Origin of the sequence: Streptomyces sp. NPDC048441 (assembly GCF_043200235.1) — a bacterium.
Lineage (GTDB): Bacteria > Actinomycetota > Actinomycetes > Streptomycetales > Streptomycetaceae > Streptomyces.
The window spans coordinates 699005-718056 of record NZ_JBICXM010000001.1 but is presented as its reverse complement, the minus strand read 5'-3'; the positions used below and the strand labels follow the sequence as shown (position 1 = coordinate 718056).

General features: G+C 71.3%; 11 protein-coding genes. 6 read left to right on the top strand and 5 right to left on the bottom strand.

Annotated features, from left to right (window positions below; translation table 11 throughout):
• Positions 1-22: 22 nt before the first annotated feature.
• Entirely contained in the window at positions 23-322 is a 300-nt protein-coding gene (locus ACGFSB_RS03160; protein WP_393393176.1) for a hypothetical protein, read from the bottom strand.
• Positions 323-550: 228 nt separating this feature from the next.
• Between ACGFSB_RS03160 and ACGFSB_RS03155 the strand changes: the two genes are divergently transcribed.
• Positions 551-2263, top strand: a complete 1713-nt coding sequence (locus ACGFSB_RS03155) for a serine/threonine-protein kinase (protein ID WP_393393174.1) — start codon at positions 551-553, stop codon at positions 2261-2263.
• Between the two features lie 13 nt (positions 2264-2276).
• Here the strand turns inward: ACGFSB_RS03155 and ACGFSB_RS03150 are convergent, their stop codons facing one another.
• From ACGFSB_RS03150 to ACGFSB_RS03140, 3 genes are all read right to left on the bottom strand, one after another.
• A complete protein-coding gene (locus ACGFSB_RS03150; protein ID WP_393393171.1) occupies positions 2277-2648 on the bottom strand; it encodes a DUF488 domain-containing protein in 372 nt (123 codons plus the stop codon).
• A 397-nt stretch (positions 2649-3045) separates the two neighbouring features.
• A complete protein-coding gene (locus ACGFSB_RS03145) occupies positions 3046-4311 on the bottom strand; it encodes an acyltransferase family protein (RefSeq protein ID WP_393393168.1) in 1266 nt (421 codons plus the stop codon).
• Positions 4308-6749, bottom strand: coding sequence for a glycosyltransferase (locus ACGFSB_RS03140; RefSeq protein WP_393393165.1), 2442 nt, complete (start codon positions 6747-6749; stop codon positions 4308-4310). The genes ACGFSB_RS03145 and ACGFSB_RS03140 overlap by 4 nt, the downstream gene beginning before the upstream one ends.
• 257 nt (positions 6750-7006) lie before the next feature.
• Here ACGFSB_RS03140 and ACGFSB_RS03135 point away from each other — a divergent pair, with 257 nt between their 5' ends.
• Complete coding sequence (locus tag ACGFSB_RS03135; protein ID WP_393393162.1) at positions 7007-7627, top strand: histidine phosphatase family protein; 621 nt, start codon at positions 7007-7009, stop codon at positions 7625-7627.
• A 67-nt stretch (positions 7628-7694) separates the two neighbouring features.
• On the opposite strand, the gene ACGFSB_RS03130 is transcribed toward ACGFSB_RS03135, so the two are convergent.
• Positions 7695-11450, bottom strand: coding sequence for a S8 family serine peptidase (locus tag ACGFSB_RS03130; RefSeq protein WP_393393159.1), 3756 nt, complete (start codon positions 11448-11450; stop codon positions 7695-7697).
• A gap of 157 nt (positions 11451-11607) precedes the next feature.
• On the opposite strand from ACGFSB_RS03130, the gene ACGFSB_RS03125 reads away from it, so the two are divergent.
• Genes ACGFSB_RS03125 through ACGFSB_RS03110 form a run of 4 tightly spaced genes read left to right on the top strand, consistent with a single transcriptional unit; the run spans position 11608 to position 19050 of the window.
• Entirely contained in the window at positions 11608-12120 is a 513-nt protein-coding gene (locus tag ACGFSB_RS03125) for a CU044_2847 family protein (RefSeq protein ID WP_393393156.1), read from the top strand.
• Positions 12117-13826 (top strand): trypsin-like peptidase domain-containing protein, encoded by a 1710-nt coding sequence (locus ACGFSB_RS03120; protein ID WP_393393154.1) that lies wholly within the window; start codon positions 12117-12119, stop codon positions 13824-13826. Before ACGFSB_RS03125 ends, ACGFSB_RS03120 begins: the two co-directional genes overlap by 4 nt.
• A gap of 51 nt (positions 13827-13877) precedes the next feature.
• Positions 13878-14897, top strand: a complete 1020-nt coding sequence (locus ACGFSB_RS03115) for an AAA family ATPase (RefSeq protein ID WP_393393151.1) — start codon at positions 13878-13880, stop codon at positions 14895-14897.
• On the top strand, positions 14887-19050 hold the full coding sequence (locus tag ACGFSB_RS03110; protein ID WP_393393148.1) for an SAV_2336 N-terminal domain-related protein: 4164 nt from the start codon (positions 14887-14889) through the stop codon (positions 19048-19050). Before ACGFSB_RS03115 ends, ACGFSB_RS03110 begins: the two co-directional genes overlap by 11 nt.
• Positions 19051-19052 lie beyond the last annotated feature (2 nt).

The window sequence follows — 19052 nt, the reverse complement described above, 5'->3', positions numbered from 1 at the left end:
CGCCATTCATCCCCCGGCAGGCTCAGAGCACGAAGACGCTCTGAGCGGTCTCCGTGTAGTAGGCCTCGCCCGGATAGACGAGCCACTCGACCTGTCCCGTGCAGTCCGGACCGCTGTGGACCTCGGCGATCGCGTCGGTGTGGTTGGCCACCGACGACGGGTACCGGTCGATGGGATAGCAGCCGCTCGGATCGACGTACTCGCTGCCGTTGACGATCAGGACCCCCTGCGCCGCGTAGGCCGAGCCCGGCACCGCGAGTGCCAGGGTCGCGGCAGCCGCGAGTGCGCCCAAGGCCATGGCCATGCGTCGTCGTCGCATCATGTGTGAGAACCCCTCCTCCTCGCGAGCCGCTCCCGACGCGGCCCGCTGGAATCACCCACAGTAGGCGATCAGGCACGCCACGTATCCGGCGTGCGGAGGCAGTCCCGCTCGGCGCGTGCGCCGCTCACTTCGCCCCTTTCCTTCACGGATCGGTCACGCCACACACTCACCATCGTCACCATTGAGCCCAACTGCACCTATTGCAACGGGAGTTCGTATGATGCGGCCATGGCGAGTCACGGGGATCTCATAGCGGGGCGCTACCGCATCACGACACCGCTCGGACGAGGCGGCATGGGCACGGTCTGGCGGGCGGAGGACGAACTCCTCGGCCGTGCGGTGGCGGTGAAGGAACTGCACGTCGACGCGGGCCAGTCGGCCGCCGACGCGGCGGGCCGGCGCGACCGCACCCTGCGCGAGGCCCGCTCGGTCGCGCAGGTGAAGCACCCCGGCATCCTGGTCCTGCACGACGTCGTGCAACATGCCGCGCAGCCCTGGATCGTGATGGAGCTGATCGACGGCCGCTCGCTCGCCGACCGGATCGCCCTGGACGGCCCGGTCCCGCCCGCCGAGGCGGCCCGTATCGGCCTGGCCCTGCTCTCCGCGCTCGACGCCGCCCACAAGGCCGGGGTCCTGCACCGTGACCTCAAGCCCGCGAACGTACTCCTGGAGGCGGGGACGGAGCGCGTGGTGCTCTCCGACTTCGGGATCGCGCAGGTCGACGGGCAGACGACGCTCACGGAGACGGGCGCGTTCGTCGGCTCTCCCGAGTACACCGCTCCGGAGCGGATGTCGGGCAAGCGCACGGGCCCGGAGTCCGATCTGTGGTCGCTCGGGGTACTGCTCTGCGCCGCGGTCGAGGGCGAGTCGCCGTTCCACCGCGACTCGGTGGCGGGCGTGCTGCACGCCGTCGTCATGGACGAGATCACCGTCCCGGAATCGGCGGGACCGCTGGCTCCGGTCGTACGCGGCCTCCTCGACCGGGATCCCGAGCAGCGGCTCGGCGCGGACGAGGCCGCGCAGGCCTTGCGCGGCTTCCTCGTGGAGGAACGGATGCCCACCGTGCCCCGCACACCGGTGGCCCGCAGACCCGCGGCACCGTCCCCGTCCGACGGGGAGCCCATCGTGCTCGGCGCCGCACCGGCCGCACCGTCGAAGCGTCCCCGGATCCGTACGGCCCTGCTCGCCGGAGCCCTGGTCGCGGCCCTCACGGCGGGCGGCACCGGCGCGTGGCTCCTGGCGCGGAACGACACGAGCACGGGGGCGGAAACGGAGGCGGGCGGCAAGGGCGGCCCCGCGGACGAGGTGAGTGAGCAGCCGGAGACCAAGGAGCCGTCCAAGAAGCCCTCCAAGAGCCCCGGCAAGCCGAAGAAGCCCGGCACCGGCAAGAAGAGCCCCGCCGCCCCCAAGCCCTCCGCCGAAGGCACCGGCAAGGCCACCCCGGCCGGTACGGGCGGTGCCCCCGACGGGCAGGGCAAGCCCGCCGACGACGATCCGGCCCCCGCGGGGTACCGCACGGTCTCCGACCCGACCGGCTTCAAGATGGTGACGCCCACCGGCTTCGTCCGCTCGTCCGAACCGCCCCGCGTCTTCTACAACTCGGCGGACAACGCCTTCCGCATCGGCGTCCACCCCCAGCCGCTCGACCCGGAAGGCCCTCTGGCGGTGATGCGGCAGGCCCACAAGGACGGCCCGTCGGACTACCCCGGCTACCGCAACGGCTCGGTCCGGTCGACCACGCACAACGGCCATGCCGCCGCCGTCTGGGAGTTCACCTGGGACGGTGGCGCCGGTGACGGCGGGCCGCGCAGGACCTACGACCTGAGCTGGGACGAGGGCGGCAAGATGTACGACCTGTGGGTCTCCGCGCCCGCAGGACAGGCGGCGGCGGGCGAGCGCCACTTCGTCGAGGCGCACCAGTCCTTCGTGCGGACGGGCTGACAGCCGTACGCCCTCAGGCGGGTTCGGTCATCAACTCGTCCCGCAACGTGGGCAGATGCCCATGCTCCACGTCCTTCACCGCCGTGACCAGCGTGACCGTCCCCGCAGCCGCCAGTTCACGCAGGTGATGGATGGCGTCCTGCTGCTCCGGACCCGCGAGCTCGGCGCGGTAGCGGTTGCCGAACTCCTCGTACTGATCGCGGTGTTGATGGAACCAGGTGCGCAGCTCGGTGGAGGGCGTGACCGCCTTGGGCCATTCGTCGACGGCGGCGCGCTCCTTGGAGACGCCGCGCGGCCAGAGCCGGTCGACGAGGACACGCACGCCGTCCGCCTCGCCGGGCGGGTCGTACACACGGCGCACAGGGAACCTCTCGGCGGGCTTCATACGCCCATCGTCGCGCCCCGCCGGGCCCTGCGCATCTCGAAAATACGAACAGGGGAGCAGGTGTTCCCTGGAACAGGTGATCGTTGCGCCAGGGATTGCATGTGACGCAGGTGATTGACGATGATTACGGAACGCAAGCAACGGGCTGCAGACCGTAGTTGCCGCGTTCCCGGCTCATGTCCCATACGAGAGCCGGGAGTTCGAAGATCCTGAGCAAGTCCCCCAAGGAGAAGCACCACCATGAACCTCATCACTGACGTCGTCGCCGGTCTCGCCCACTTCCTCGGCTGGCTGGTCTGAGTCTGACGTCACCCGAAGTTCCCGCAGCGACGCCGCCTCCCCCGTCCCACGGGGAGGCGGCGTCGCCGTGTCGGGACAGCCGAAGGGCTGAGGGAGATCAGCGCGTCGGATCCGGATAGAAGTCCCGTGCCACGCCCTTCCCGTCCCTCGCCTTGCCGAGCAGGCTCGCCGGATACTCCACCAGCCAGTAGCTCGCCGTCCCCACAGCCACCGCGATCACGATGACGATCAGCGCGGCGATCGGGAAGCCCGCCTGACTCGTCGGCACCAGACCGGACTTGATGAGTTGCAGCATCACCGGCTCGTGCCAGATGTAGAGGCTGTAACTGACCAGACCGACCGACGTCACCCAGCGCGCCCTCAACAGGCCGTGCCACCGCACCTGTTCACGCGGGCGGACGTGCAGCGTGGCGTAGAGCAGCGTGAACCACAGCACGGCCGCGATCGGGTGGTAGTAGGTGTGGGCGAAGTTCTCCGGGTCGGAGAGGTACGACAGTGCGTAGAGCCCCGCGAGTGCCGCCACCGAGAGCGGCACCGTGGCCCGCGCGCTCAGCCTGCCCCGGTCACCGAGCGCCACGAGCAGCACCGCGAGCGCCATGCCCGCGGCGAAGCCCCCGAAGCGCGCTTGCGGCCCGAAGTAGACGGGCCAGTTGGTGTGCGGCACCCCGACGACGTAGTGCGCGACGGAGATCCAGACCACCGGCAGCACGAAGAGCGCCGCGCACCCCGACGCGCACACGGCGACCCGCGCCCGCCGCGTCGCGAGGCCCCGGCAGACCCGCACCGCGAGCGGCCCGAGCGCGATGAGTGCCAGATAGAAGGCGATCTCGAGGGACAGGGACCAGGTGGGGCCCAGGGTGTAGAAGATCCGCTCCTGGTCGAAGATGTGTGTGAACGTGAGGTGCCCGACCAGGTCGCGCCAGTCGCCGGGCAGTGTCGGATTGCGGACCGCCCAGACGACGAGCACCGCCAGGAAGTACAGCGGCAGAATCCGGATCGCACGCCGGAAGAGGAAGTCCTTGCCCGTACGGATCGAGCCGCCGTTGCCGCCGCCGTTGCCGTTGCCGTTGCCGTCGATGGCCGCGCGCGCGTACGACAGCGTGAGCAGATACGCGGACATCACGAAGAAGAGGTCGATCACCTCGAGCGAGATCAGCGCGCCCAGCCAGGGGCTGTCGACCGGTGGGTGCGCGCCGTGCGCGTCGTACGTGTAGTACTCCTGCCACACGTGGAAGACGACCGTGCTCAGCGCGGCGAGACCGCGGTATCCCTGGAGTTCGAGCGCGCGCCCGCGGGACGCGGCAGGTGCGGGAGCTGCCGCATCGGACGTCCCGGTGGGCCGCGTGGCCGTCAGCGCGCTCACGTGCGCACCGCCGGTTCCGCGACCGCCGCCGTATCGGGGACAGCGACGGGCACGGCCGCCCGCGGAGTGACCCGCCACTGCCGGTCGCCGAGCGCCTCCTTCAGATGCGCCTGGCGCGCCACGAAGTTCTTGAAGTGGCTGTAGAAGAACGTCGACACGAGCAGATAGCGCCAGAACCACGCCTTGCGGCGCCGCAGTTCGGGCACCGCGAGCCGCCACGCGAAGGCCGCCTGCACCACCCCGGCCGACATCGTGACCGCCGCCGCCATCAGGCAGACCGGCACCGCCCAGTCGAGGCGGTCGGCACCGCCCGCGCGCCAGGCCGCGTGCAGCAGGATGGGCAGGATCTGGAGCGTCAGCCACGGCTGGACCTCACGCCAGCCGAGCAGCACGGACAGGCCCGTCTTCTGGCGCCGCGAGAACACCGGCGAGCGCAGTGCACCCCACAGATGCCGGAGCGATACCTGAAGCCAGCCCTGCGCCCAGCGCGAGCGCTGGTTCCACAGCGGGCGAAGCAGCGTGGGTGCGAGCTCGCGCGAGATGAGCGTCCGGTCCATGGCGATCCGCGCGCCCTCGTTCAGGGCGCGCAGCGTGGAGTCGATGTCCTCGGTCAGCATCGAGCCGTGCATCCGGGTCCTCGCGAGCAGATCCGTACGCCAGAAGCCGTTCGACCCGCCGAAGACCCCGAAACCGTACATCCGGGTCCGTCCGGGATGGCTGACCGCGTAGATGGTCTCGAACTCGACGGCGACCATCTTGGCGACCCACGAACTGTCGCCGTTGCGGATCACGCAGTGCCCCTGGACGACGTCGTAACCGTTGGACAGCCAGTCCCAGGCGTGCCGGAAGGCGTTGGGGGCGGGGTGATGGTCGGCGTCGAAGATGCCGACGAACTCGCCGCGCACCCGCGTGACCGCCGCGTTGATGTTCTGCGCCTTGGACGTGCTGCCGGCCACCGGAAGCAGCACGAGGCGCGGATCGCGGGCCGCCATGTCCCGCAGGGTGTCCTCGACGGGCAGCGGATGCGGGGTGTTGTACGCGAGGACGATCTCCAGGTCGCTCGGGTAGTCGAGCCGCAGGAACGACTCGACGGTGTCGACGATGGTCGCGGCCTCGTTCGGCAGGTACGCGGCGATGACGGCACTGGCGGGCGGGTACGGCTGGGCGGCCCGGTCGGGTCGCCCGGTCGCGTCCAGCGAGAAGAGGCACTCCAGCATGATGAGCAGGGCGGACAGGACGAGCCCCGCCACCACCACCCAGTACGCGAACCCGGCCGCGTCCCAGCCCAGTTCGTACGCCTGCTGATAGAGCAGGAACGGCACGCCCACGCCGAGCACCAGCGGAAGCACGGGAGACAGCAGCCGGGTGACCCAGGTGAGCAGGACCCGGAGCCCCGCGCGGCCCCTGCGGTGGCGGTGCGTGGCGCTGGCCCGCATCCAGGGCTCGTAGCGAACAGGGCGCAGATCCCGATGGCGTACGGCTTCGGATGCGGCGTCCCTCGCGTGCTCGGCCGCCCGGGTGTGGTCGGCGTAATCGGCGAGCGGGGTCCAGCCGACGGCCGGGGTGAGCCGGACGTTCTCGTCGGCGACGACGAACCGGGTCCCGGCCACGGACGCGGCGAACTCCCGCAGGCTCCGGGTGGCGGTCTCCTCGTCGACACCGGGCATGAGGACGAGGAGCTGCCCGGCCTCGTCCCAGCCGAGCCGGTCGCAGACGCCGCCGAGCTTCTCCGCCACCCCCGCGAGCCGCTCGGCGACCTCGCGCCGCACGCGCGGCCCGAGGCGCGTCTCCAGGGCCGCCATCTCGGCGACGCCGACGACGGCGAGGACACCGCCGCGCCGGGCCGCCGCCGGACGGCTGAGCTCGCGGTCGAGTTCGTCCATGAAGTGCGGCCCCGAGTAGAGGCCGGTGCGCGGATCGCGCAGCAGGTTCTCGACCGGGACAGGGACGCGGTGCAGCTTGGCCGCTATCCGGGCCGAGAGCTCACGCGGATCGCAGGCCTCGGGCAGGCAGTCGTCGGCGCCGTGCCGCAGCAGATCAACGACGGTGCCGGGTAGGTGAGTTCGGGCCGCGGTGACCATGAGCAGCGGAAGAGCCTGCCCGGCGGGGTCGGCGCGGACCTCGCGTATGACGTCGATGCCCTGCCGCCGCCCGTCAGGACCGTCGTCGAGGGCCACTATCGCGTCCGGGGGTGCCTGCCTGACCTGGCGGTGTACGTCACCGGGGACGGCGTGGGTGACTTCGTACCCGGTGAGTTTCAGCGTCCGGGTGAGCAGATCACGGCTGGGCCCGGGTGACCCGACGGCGAGGACGTGACCGCTGGCCGGCGCGGGGGCCGGGGATGGGTTGGCGGGGGGAGAGATGAGGGTGACCGAGGCCGAGGATGAAGAACCTTTCGGGCGCGCGCGAGTATGCCCCGAGGGCAGTGGAATGGACATCTATGTGGTCCCATCCTGTTCGGATTGTGGGGGGAGGACCGCTTGGTTTTCGTTGAACCGCTTGAACCACCCACTGACCCGTTGAAACCCGGGCCAATCGGCCACACCAGCCTCAACGATCACTGTGACACCGCACCTTCACCGGCGTAACGCTCTGATTACGTCCCGGTGCAGAGACTGAGCAGACCCTGAGGCCGGGCGGGCTGCCGCCGCCGGCTGCGGGAACCGACAACTGCCGGGCAGGCGTCCAACTCGTCATGCAAGATCGATATCTGTACCTCGCCCGTCACGGTGAAGCCACATCAGAAGAAGGCGGTCTTACAGAGGCCGGGCGACGGCAGGCCGCGCTGCTGGGCCGGCGTCTGCACGGCGTGCCGCTGACCGCTGTCCAGCACGGTCCGCTGCCCCGCGCGGCGCAGACGGCCCGGCTGGTCGCAGAGCAGTTGAGCGGGGTGCCGTCGCACGAGTGCGAGACGGCCGGGGACTACGTCCCGTACGTACCGGAGCGCGACGAGCTTCCCTCGGAGATGGCCGACGCCCTGCTGTCGCGGCTGGCCTCAGTTACGGCCGAGGAGCGTGCACAGGGTGCGGAGTTGGCCCGCCGGGCGGTCGCGGACTTCACCGGCCCGGTGGAGCACGGGGACGCACCCCGGCACGAGCTTGTCGTCACCCACGCGTTCCTCGTCGCCTGGCTGGTCCGTGCCGCGATGGACGCACCGGCCTGGCGCTGGATGGGCCTCACCCACGGCAACGCGGCGCTCACCGTGATCCGCTATGCCGAGGCCCGGCCCGCAACCGTCCTCGTCCACAACGACGTGAGCCACCTCCCGGACGAGCTGCGCTGGACCGGTTTCCCCGCCCAGCTCCGCACGCCCTGACGGTCTCCTGCCGACAGCGGGACAGGGGAGAGCCCCCGCAGGGCCCGCCCCGCCCCGTCCGTTCCCCCTACCGCACCCCCACCGCCCGCACGATCTCCTGCGTGACCGCCCCGCCCCGGTCGTCCTTCGCCGAGGCCCGCAGCGAGATGAACTTCGCGGAGCCGGGCACCTTCAACTTCCCGCCCCACGCCGCCTTGTGGCCGTCCCTGTCGAGCTCAACGCCCGTCCAGCTCTTGCCGTCGTCGTACGACACTTCCAGCTTGCCGCCGCCGATGGCCCCCGTGTCCGGCGCCCCCTTGACGTACTCGGAGAAGATCCCGACCTGTACGGAACGCCCACCCCGGACGTCACCCGCGAGGTCCGTGTCCACGTTGAACCCGAGGTTCAGCAAGGGCAGGAAACTCTTCCGGTCCCCCGGTGTCTCCTTCGACTTGAAGGTCCACTCCGAGTGGCCCTTCGTGGCGAGACGCCACCGCTCGGGGTCCAGCGTCGTGTCCGTCACGACCTTGTACGTGGTCAACGCCGGATTCGCGTCCCACACGTACACACCCGAACTCTTGCGCCGGTCGACCAGCTTCCCGTCCGCGTACACCTCGCTCGTCTGAGTCATCGAGTCGTCGTTCCACACGTCACCGAATCCCGTGTGATCGGGCCCGGAGTCGCCCCATCCGGGGACATTGAATTCCAGCGTGTTCCCGTACCGCTGCTGCCCCCAGCCGAGGCCGGTCCCCAGCCACGGGTGCCACACGGGCTTGAACCAGTTCAGCGAACCGTGCTTGCCGCCCTGGTAGCTGATCAGACCGCTCCGCTCCTCCAGAGCGCCGGGCCCGACCGAGACAGACTCGTGCCACAGCTGCCCGGCTCCGGTGGACACGTAGTCCGTCCGCTCGACCGGGTAGTCGATCTTCTCCTGGAAGCCGATTCCGACGGCGAACGTGTCCGTGATCGAGTAGCGGAACTCCCCGCCCGCCACCGGCTTCACCGCGTGGAACTTCGTGTCCAGGACAGCCAGTTCACGCTTCGACGGCTCGTACGTCAGGTCGCGGGGCACCGCCCCCTTGTGGCCCTGTGACACGTCGTAGACGTACGGCGTGCGCGATGTGGCCGTGGTCTCCACCGCCTTGCCCGCCTTCGCCGCCGCGATGAGCCGCGCTCCGTCCGCCGCGTCGACCGTTCCGATCTGCAACGGCCGGTCCGCGTTGTCGTCCGTGCCGAACCACGCGTTGAGCCGCCCCGGCACGTCGTCCGTGACGAACAGCGCCTTCGCGCCGGCGTCCTGTGCCGCCTGCCCAAGCTGAGTGGGCGTCACATCGGGGTCAGGGGTGCGCCGCACTACGGCGGCCTTTCCCTTGACGTCCTTGCCCGCGTACTCGGCGGCCGTACCGCCGCCCACATCCACGAGCGGCAGCTCGCTGCGGCCGTCCGTGACCGTGCCGCCGGGTTGCGCGACGACCTCGCCGAGGCCCTTCACGTCCAGGGTCGGCTTCCCCAGGCGCCAGACGGTGCGGTACTCGAAGCTGCCGTCGGACACCTTGGCGGTGGGCGCCGCGAAAATGCTGTCGTACTTGACCGGCACCTGGACCGCGCCCATCAGATCGGCGCCGTTCGCCTTCCGGTCGTACTCCATCAGGAGCTGGCGGGTCTCCGTCCGCTTGCCGACGTCCACGCCGACCTCGCGCAACTTCCGCCCGTCCAAGGTGACTTCGCGATCCCGGTCGAGGACGATCTCCGGCGCGGCGAGGAAGCCGATACCGAGCGAGTCCTTGCCCTTGCCGCCGCGTACGTCGAGGAACGAGGACAGGGCGTACGAACCCGGCGTCAGACGCAGCTCCAGCGTGCCGGAATCACCGACCTCCACCTGGAGCGGGTCGGTCTCCTTGACGAGGTGCTGAAGCACCAGACCGGCCCCGGTCGCCGCCCCGTCACGGTCCTTGACGTGGACGGTGAGCGTGTACCGCTCCTCCTCCTTGACCAGACCGAACGCGGTGTGCGCGACCGGCTTCCCGGCGGCACTCGCGACGATGCGGCCACTCGTGTTGCCGACCGGCGCTTTCGCGCCGTCGCCGGTCACCGTGGTCGACGCGGTGCCGTGCGCGGGAACGGTGAGCGTCTTGTCGGCGAGGGTGGCGACCCCTTCGGCCGCACCTTCGGCGGCGAGGGACAACTCCAGTGGCGCATCGGAGGAGTTCGCGTACGTCACTGTCTTCGTGACGGGCTTGTTGTCCCCGTACGGCCAGGAGTAGAAGCCCAGGTCGGCGCTGCCGCTCGCGGTGACCTGCGCATCGATGGCACCGGGCACACTGACCCGCCCCGCACCCAACTCATATGCGGAGGCGTCCAGTTGTGCGGAGCTGGACATCAGCGCGTCCTTCAGGCGCGCCCCGCTCCAGTCCGGGTGCTTCTCGGCGAGCAGGGCGGCGACGCCCGCGATGTGCGGGGTCGCCATCGACGTACCGCTCATCTCGGTGTAGTAGCCCTCACCGCTGACCAGTTGGGAGCGTGCGGCGAGGATGTCCACGCCGGGCGCCGAGAGGTCAGGCTTGAGGGCGTGGTCTCCGTAGCGAGGGCCCTGGCTCGTGAAGTACGCGGCCTTGTCGGCGGAGTCGACCGCGCCGATGGTCAGCGCGGAGTCGGCGGCGCCCGGCGAGCCGATCGAGGAGGGGGCGCCGGTGTTGCCCGCCGCGATGACGAAGAGGGCGCCGGTGTCCTTGGAGAGGGTGTTGACGGCGGCGGCCATCGGATCGGTGCCGTCGCTCGCCTCCTGCGAACCGAGGCTCATCGACACGACCTTGGCGCCGACATCCTTGGCCGCCCACTCCATCCCGGCGATGATCTGCGACTCGCTGCCCGAGCCCTCGTCGCTGAGCACCTTGCCGACGGAGAGAGCCGCGCCCGGCGCGACGCCCTTCTCCTTGTTGCCATCGGACTCGGCGCCGCTGCCGCCGACGGTCGAGGTCACATGGGTGCCGTGGCCATTGCGGTCGGCGACCTCCTCGCCCGGAATGAAGCTCTTGGTGGCACCCACGCGGTCCTTGAGACCGGGGTGGGAGGTGTCGACACCCGTGTCGAGGACGGCGACCTTCACGTCCTTGCCGGTGAGTCCGGCCTCCCAGGCCTTGGGGGTGCCGATCTGCTCGTTGCTCTGCGCCATGTCGGCCTCGACGCGGCCGTCGAGCCAGATCTTGCCGATGCCGTCGGCGAGGGCGCCATCTGAACTCACAGTGTTGCGGGACGACTTGCCCGACTCAGAAGCATCCGGCGCCACATCCCGCCAGAACGTGCCGGGCTTCTCCGCCTTGACGGCCACGCCTCCCACGCTCGGCAGCGCGCGCACCTTGTCGGCGCCACGAGGTGCCGCCGGGCTCGCGTCGCGACGCGCGCTCTTCTCGTACGTGACGATGAGCGGCAACGCCACGGCGGCCTTGTCGCCCTTCCCTTGCGCCAGACCCTGGCGTATCAGCTCCGTCACGTCGAAGAGCCGCTTGTCGAGGGTGCCCGCGCTCAGATAGGGCCGCGCCTCATCCGGTACGACGGTGATGCGGTCGCCCGATATCTCGCTCCGCACGGCTCCGGTGGCCCCGTCGGGCCGGTCCACGGTGACCGTCTTCTTGCCGCCGCCGAGTTCGGTGACGGTGACCTTGTCCCCGGTCACCAGGGTGACCGTGTGGGCGGCACGCGCGGCGGGGGTGGCCCGCCCCTGCGACGCGCCGGAAGGTGCCGCATGGGGGGCGGCGGTGGCGCTCTGCCCTGCCGGAAGCAGCGCGAACGCGAGACCGACGGCCGGCAGCAGCCTCGCTCTTCGCCACGCGGATGATCGGGTCATGGGTGCCCTCTCTTCGTCGGACCCGGGCGGGGGTGGTTCCCGGGTGCTGGGAAGAGTGTCAGGGGGCTTGTGTTGCAGGGGCGTTGACGGGTGCTGGCGGGAATCCGCCAGGGCACCTTCCCGCCAGGGGAATCCGTATGCGTCGGGTGCCAGGGACTTGGCTGACAACTACAAGGGCTTTCCGCAACAATGCAGTTGGCAGGCGTACGGCGGGATCGACGGGATCGACGGGGCATTGATGGACGACTTGGTGGAGTTCACGACCGACGACGGCTCACAGGTCGTCATGGCGGACGTGGCGGACGTCCACGGCTCCCACCTCATCTCCCGCGACGACGGCCCGTCCCGTGCGGCCCGGACCTTCGAGGAGTCACTGTCCGGGGCGCGCGCTGCGGCGGAGTCGGCACTGCGGGTGTTCCGTGGCGGCACCCTGCGCCCTGACTCGGTGGAGATCGAGTTCGGGGTACGGATGTCGGCGGAGACGGGCGCCGTGATCGTGAAGGGGACGGCGGAGGGTCACCTGGTGGTGCGGTTGGCCTGGACGCCGGAGGGGGCGGGGGCGGATGCGACCTCTCCCCGGGCCGATGCGACTGCCCCCCGGGCCGATGCGACCGCCCCCGGGACCGATGCGACCGCCCCACACCCCCCGGAGGCCACCCCCACCCCATGAGCAGCGCATCGTGGCATACCCGCATCGCGTGCGGGAGCGAGGTCGGGGCAGGGTTTCTCGTGTCCGAACGGCATGTCCTGACCTGCGCGCATGTCGTTCGCGGCAGCGGCAGCGCGCCGGTCGTCGTGTCCTTCCCGCACCGCAAGGACCTCCCCCCGGTGACCGCCACCGTCGTCGTGCACGGCGGCTGGGACGGGCGCGGTGACGACCCGGGCGACCTCGCCGTCCTGGAGCTGGAGCACGCCGTGGCGGTGTCGCCCGCCGAGTTCGCGGCGCCCGACGACGCGTACACCGAACCCCGCCCACGGCTCCTCGTCTACGGGTTCCCCAAGGGTTACCCGGAAGGCACCCTCGCCGAGTACCGCGCGACCGCCGCCCAGTTGATCGCCGACGAGTGGGTCCAGCTGGAGGCATGGAACGCCCACGGCCAGCCCCTGGCTCCGGGGTTCAGCGGCGCGGCGGTGGCCCTCGCCGACAGCAACCGGGTCGTGGGCATGGTGTCGGCCGCCCCCCGCGCTTCCACCGGCGTACGCAACGGAAGGATGCTGCCCACCTCCGTCATGGCCCGCTACTGGCCCCCGCTCGGCGACCTGATCCCCACCCCCGGCCACCACCGGGCGGCGAAGGAGCGGCTGCGCTCCCTGGTGGACCGGGCGGCCGGCACCGGCGCCGCCCGCGACCCGGAGCGGCTGTACCGCGACGCGGTGGGGCCCCTCGGCCCGCCCGTGCCGCCGGGAGGCTTCGGCTCGCTGTGGTCGGCGGCCTGGTACGTGCTCTCGGAGGTCGAGGACCCGGACGCCGTTTCCCGCCTGGCGGACCGCATCGCGGGCCTCCTCGAAGCACCGGCCGCCGACAGCCCGACAGATACTGGTGGTTCGCCGTCCTGGTCGCCCATCCTCATCGAGATCGACCACAGCGGCGCGGGCGACGACCAGCTCCTGGTCGAGGTGTCCGCGTACCGCGAGGGACTTCGCCACCCCGTCGGTTCGCACACCCTGGCCACCGGAAACGTCCGTACGTACATCCAGGAGCGCGTGGACGACGCCTTCTCCCATCTCACCCCCGGCGCGGAGGAGTTACTGGCCTTCGTCCTGCCCCGAGCGCTGCTCAACTGGCCGGTGGCCCAGTGGCAGTGCGGCCCCGACGACCCGACCCCGCTCGGCTGCTCGTATCCCCTCGTCGTGACCGACCGGTCCCGCCGCAAGGGCGGGCTGCGCCATCAACTTGCCAGGAAGTGGGAACACTTGGACGGGCACACGGCGACCGTCCTGCACCGCGTCGAGTGCGGCACCCAGGAGAAGCCGAACAAGCTCAGGTTCCGGCTGCGGCGGGACGGCGCGGACCTGGCGGGGTTCGCCGCGCCGCCACCGGCCGGCCGCGCCGCTCCCGACGCCGACGTGACGCACTTCGACGTCTCGCTGACCGCGCCGGTGCCGGTGCTCCTGTGGCGGCGCACGGGCTGCGAGGAAACCGATCACCTCAGCGACAAGGGCTGTACGGGCTCCGACTTCCTCGACCGCATAGCCGCCCACATCGACGGCCATCCGCCCGCCGAACTTCCCCGCACCATCCTGACGTTGAGGGAGAGCGCCGAGGCGTCGGACGAGCCGGACACGCACTGGGCCAGGGACGTCCAGCTCCTCTGGGACGACCCGCGCTGTTTCCCCGACACGCCCGCCGCCCACCGCCACTCCCCCGTCGCCTGATCCCGACGCGCGAATGCCTGCGCCCGACGTCCGATACGGAGAACCCCGATCATGTCCCTGTGGCCCGTCTACACCGGCACGAACGAGCCCCACGACGGGATCACCCGGCTGCCCCCGCCCCCGCCCTGGCGCGCCTTCGACGGCGGCCCGGTCATCGGCACTCCCACGGACGACGGCTCGGCGACCTCCCCGGACCGCACGCACCGTGCGCACACGTACCGGGCCACGGAGACCTGCGTCCAACTGGTCAACGCCGCCCTGTACTTGAGGCGTCCACTCCTGGTGACGGGACCGCCTGGAAGCGGCAAGTCGAGTCTGGCGTACGCGGTGGCCCGGGAGTTGGACCTCGGCCCCGTCCTGCGCTGGAACATCACGAGCCGCAGCGCGCTGCACGACGGCCTCTACCAGTACGACCCGCTGTCGCGGCTGTACGCGGCGGGGCGCTCCCCGAGGGCACGGGCCCCGCGGGACGGCGCGGGCGTCGAGGACCACCTCCGCCTCGGCCCGCTGGGCACCGCCCTCCTCCCCTACGCCCGCCCCCGCGCCCTCCTCATCGACGAGATCGACAAGAGCGACCTCGACCTGCCCAACGACCTCCTGAACATTCTGGAGGAGGGCCAGTACGAGATCCCCGAGCTGGTGCGGATCGCCAAGCACACCCCGAAGGCGGACCTCCTTCCGGACGGCTCGGACGACCCGGTGACGGTCGAGCGCGGGCGCGTACGCTGCCGGGCCTTCCCCTTCGTCGTCCTCACCAGCAACGGCGAGCGCGAGTTCCCGCCCGCGTTCCTGCGCCGCTGCGTCACCCTGCGACTTCGCCAGCCGCGTGACGAACACCTGGAAGAGATCGTCCGGGCCCACCTCGGTGAGCCCGACGCCTACGCCCGGACCCTCATCGCCCGCTTCCTGGAACGCGGCACGGGCGGCGAACTGGCCACCGACCAGCTCCTCAACGCGATCTATCTGACCGGCGCTGCGGGTATCGACGCCGCATCGCGCGACGATCTCGCGCGACAGCTGATGCCGTATCTGACGCAGTCGGCGGACCAGCCGGGTCCCGATGCGGTCTGACCCACCGGGGCGCGGGACGCCGCTCGCGCAGTTGGCCGGCTTGCTCGCGAATGCGGCGGGCGGGGCCCGGCCCACGTCGGTCGAGCTTGCCGAACTGGTGTGGCTGGCAGGGCTGATGAAGTCACCCGCCGAGGACGCACCGCCGGATGCGTCCGGAAGCGATGACGTATCACCGCCCCTGCCACCCACACCACCACCGGTGGGGCCCGAACACCCCCCGACGGCACCCTCGACGCCTCCCGCCGAGGGACGAGTACCCCTGCGGCTCCCCGCGATGCCGCACGGGCCTGACGATCTGCCTGGCGTCCCGCCTGGCAACCCGCCTGACGGCACGTCACCATCGGACGTACAGGGTTCGGGCTCCGGCGCCACACCTCTCCGCGTCCCCGTCCCCCCGATGGTGACGCACCCCCTCACCTTGCAACGCGCCCTGCGCCCGCTCAAGCGCCGCGCCCCTTCCCCGGTGGGCCAGGTCATCGACGAGGAGGCGACGGCCCACCGCATCGCGCGCCTGGGCGGCCACCCGCGAGGCTGGCTTCCGGTCCTTCGCCCGGCGGAGGAACGCTGGCTGCGCCTGTGCCTCATCCACGACGCGGGCCCGACCATGCCGATCTGGCGCCCCCTGGTCCACGAACTCCACACGGCGCTCGCCCAGTCCGGCATCTTCCGCACGGTCGAGCTGCACCGCGCGGCACCGGACGGCACGATCCCGCCCCAGGCGGCCCACGCGCCCGCGACGGGCCGCACGGTCACCCTCGTGATCAGCGACTGCATGGGCCCGCAGTGGCGCGATGGCGACGCGGGCACCCGCTGGTACCGCACACTGCGCCGCTGGGCGAAGCAGATGCCGCTGGCCGTGATCCAGCCACTCCCGGAACGCCTCTGGCGCACCACGGCGCTGCCCACGACTCCGGGGCTCCTCTCCGCCCCGCATCGGGCCGCGCCGTCCGGGGCTCTCACCTTCACTCCGTACGCCGACGATGTGCCGCCGAGTGATGCGGTGCCGGTCCCGGTGCTCGAGCCCTCCGGGGCGTGGTTGTCGCACTGGGCCGCACTGGTGGCGGGTGGGGGTGGCAGTCAACTACCGGGTGCGGTGGGGTGGTTGGGGTGCGCGCCAATACCTGCGGAGGAAGACACAGAGGCCGGCGTCGAGGACGTGACCCGGCTCTCCCCCGAGGAACTCGTACTCCACTTCCGGTCCACGGCGTCCCCCGAGGCCTTCCGCCTCGCGGGCCATCTGGCCGTGGGCGAGCCGCAGTTGCCGGTGATGCGGCTCGTCCAGGCGGCGGTGGAGGAGCGTCCCCGGCCGCAGCATCTGGCCGAGGTGATCCTCAGCGGGATGCTGACGGAGGCGGCGGGCGGGGCTCCGGGGGCGTACGACTTCCGGGACGGTGTACGGGAGTTGCTGCTGCGGACGTTGCCGCGTACCGCGCGGGGACGCACTCGGGGGCTGCTGGCCCGGATCGGCGGGTTGATCGACGAGCGGGCGGGGGTCGCGCCGGGGGAGTTGCGGGCGCTGGCCTCCGCACCCGGCCGTGGCAAAGGCCCCGAGACGCCGGTGGGGGAGCCGTTCGCGACGGTGACTCCGGAGAGCGTACGACAGCTGGGCGGGGCGGGTCGTACGGAGCTGCTCGGGGGCCGATACCGGCTCCGGGAGCAGATCGGGCAGAGCGGCAGGGTCTGGCTCGCGGAGGATCAGCGCGAGGACGGGCGCCGCCCCGTGGTGGTGCAGCGCTACCCGCAGGCCCCGCAGTGGCTCCGCCTCGACTTCACCCGGGCCGCGCGACAGCTGTCCCGGTTCCGGCACCCGCATGTGGCCACTGTGCGGGACTACGCCAACGGTGAAGTCCCCTATCTGGTCATGGAGTTCGCCGAGGGACCCGATCTCCATGACGCGCTGCACAGCTCATCCCACAGTGTTCCCGTCGACCGCCTCGTGGAACTGCTCCCCCGGCTGGCCGAAGCCGTCACCGCGCTGCACGGCGCGGGTATCGCCCATGGCGCGCTCAGCCCCGCGAATGTGAGGGTCCCGCGCAACGGCCCTGTGCTGTGCGGCTTCGGTCTCACCCCGTACAGCGAGGAGAGCCGCGCCGCAGACCTCCAGGCGCTGGGCAGCATCGCCCGGGATGTGCTCCAGGCGGACGAGCCGGTGTTGCGCGTCGGCCTGCCTCCGCCGGCGTTCTCCTTGCCGGGCACGGCCCATACCGCGCTGACGTCGGCCGTCCGCGACCTCACTTCCAGCGATCCGGTCACGCAGCAGCGAGGCGTCGAACAGCTCGAACTGGCCTCGCTCGCGCTGCACACGCGCACCTACTCCCTGCTCGGCCCTCTCACGGTCACCCGGAACGGCCGGACCCTCGAAATCGTGGCGCCCAGGGAACGGGCGATGTTGTGCATGTTGCTGCTCAAAGAGGGGCGCGGCGTGACCCACGCCGAGCTGGCCGCGGGGATCTGGGGGTCGGATCCTCCGGCCAACTCGGAGCACCTCCTGGCCCTCTGCGCATCCCGCCTCCGCGAGGCACTGGGCCCCGACTCGGTCACGGGCGATGGCGACGGGTACGCCCTGCCCCTGCCGCCGAACGCCGACGGCGTCGACCTGTCGCGCTGCTGGCAGTTGGCAGCCGCCGCCGAATCGTCGCGCCGCCAAGAGGACATCGACGGCGCGCTCCGCCTGGTCCAGTCAGCTCTGGACCTGTGGCGCGGTGACCCGCTGGATGACATCCGGGGCCCGGCGGCCGAGATGGCCCGCACCAACATCGCCTCTCTGCGCGCTTCCCTGTTCCGTATGCGGCAAGAGCTCCGCCAGGAACTGAGGCCGTCCGTCCAGCAGGCCTCCGAACTGGACGAACTGCTCCAGGAGTTCCCCCACACCGAGGACGAGGTGCTCACCCCCCACGAGGAACTCCCCAGCGCCCAGCTGGACGACCTCGGCGTCAGCCGTGAGCTGCCGGACGACCAGCCCACGCCACCGGGGACGACCCTCGCCTTCGAGTATGTGACCCGCCCCTCCGGAACCCAGTCGGAGACCCTGCACAAGCTGGGCCGGGCGATCTCCCATCTCCTCATCCACGGCGGTATCGGCCCGGACCGGTTCGAGATGCGGCCCCGCCAACGCGGCTGGGACGTGACCGTGTCCGCGGAGGTCCACGTGCTGCACGTACTGACGACGATGGTGAACGAACTACCCGGCGCCCTCGACGAGTTCCCGGTGCTCGGACTCGGCGTCACCCTGACCCACGAACCTGACCCGACCGTCTCCGCACCCACATTCCCCTCCGGTCTGCGGCACCTCATCAACCGTGCCGACACCCGAGCCGTCGTGATCGTCTCCAACGATCTGCACGAGCGGCTCAACCGCTCCGGCCGCCTGAGGAACACCCGGTTCGCCCCGGTGCCCCAGTCCGACGACTGGTACTGCGAGGTCACCACCGAGCAGCCCGCGAACTCCCACCACACCACCGTCGACGCCCTGATCCTCGGCTTCGACGGCACCCTCGCCCGGCTCTACTCACCGAGCGCGGCACGCGAAGCCGCCCGCAGCCTCACCGCGCTGATCGCCGAGCGACGCGACCCCGAGTCGGCGCTGGCGGGCGAGCCCCTGCTGCCCGGCGGCGGCCCTGTCCGGCCCATGGGAGACGCGGTCCACCCCGTCGACGTACTCCATGCCTTCCCTCACCACCCCGAACTGCACATGGAGTTGCACACCCGGCTCGAGTACATCGAGATGCAGGCCGCGCTCACCGCCAAGCCGACGCCCCACGTGGCGAACGTCCTGCACACCCTGTCCGGCCCCGAGAACCCCTTGCGCCTCGCCATCGCCACCGACGCGTCCCCGCGCGCCGTGACCGCCTATCTGGGAGCCAAGGGGCTCTACCTCCCCGGCGTCGGAATCCACGGCCGCACCCCCGAGCTCGCGCTGCTGATGCCTGACGTCGACTGCCTGCGCCGCGCCCTTGAGCAGCTCGGCTCCCCGGCCGACCGCTGCGTCATGGCCGGCTCCTCCCCCGTGGAGGCGACCGCCGCCCAGAGCCTGGGCATCCCCTTCATCGGGTACGCCCCCGACCGCCGGGCCCGGGAGCGCCTCACCGCGGCCGGGGTCCACATCACGGTGAGCAGCCTGTCGCAGCTGCCGGATCGCTTGCTCAACCTGTAGGG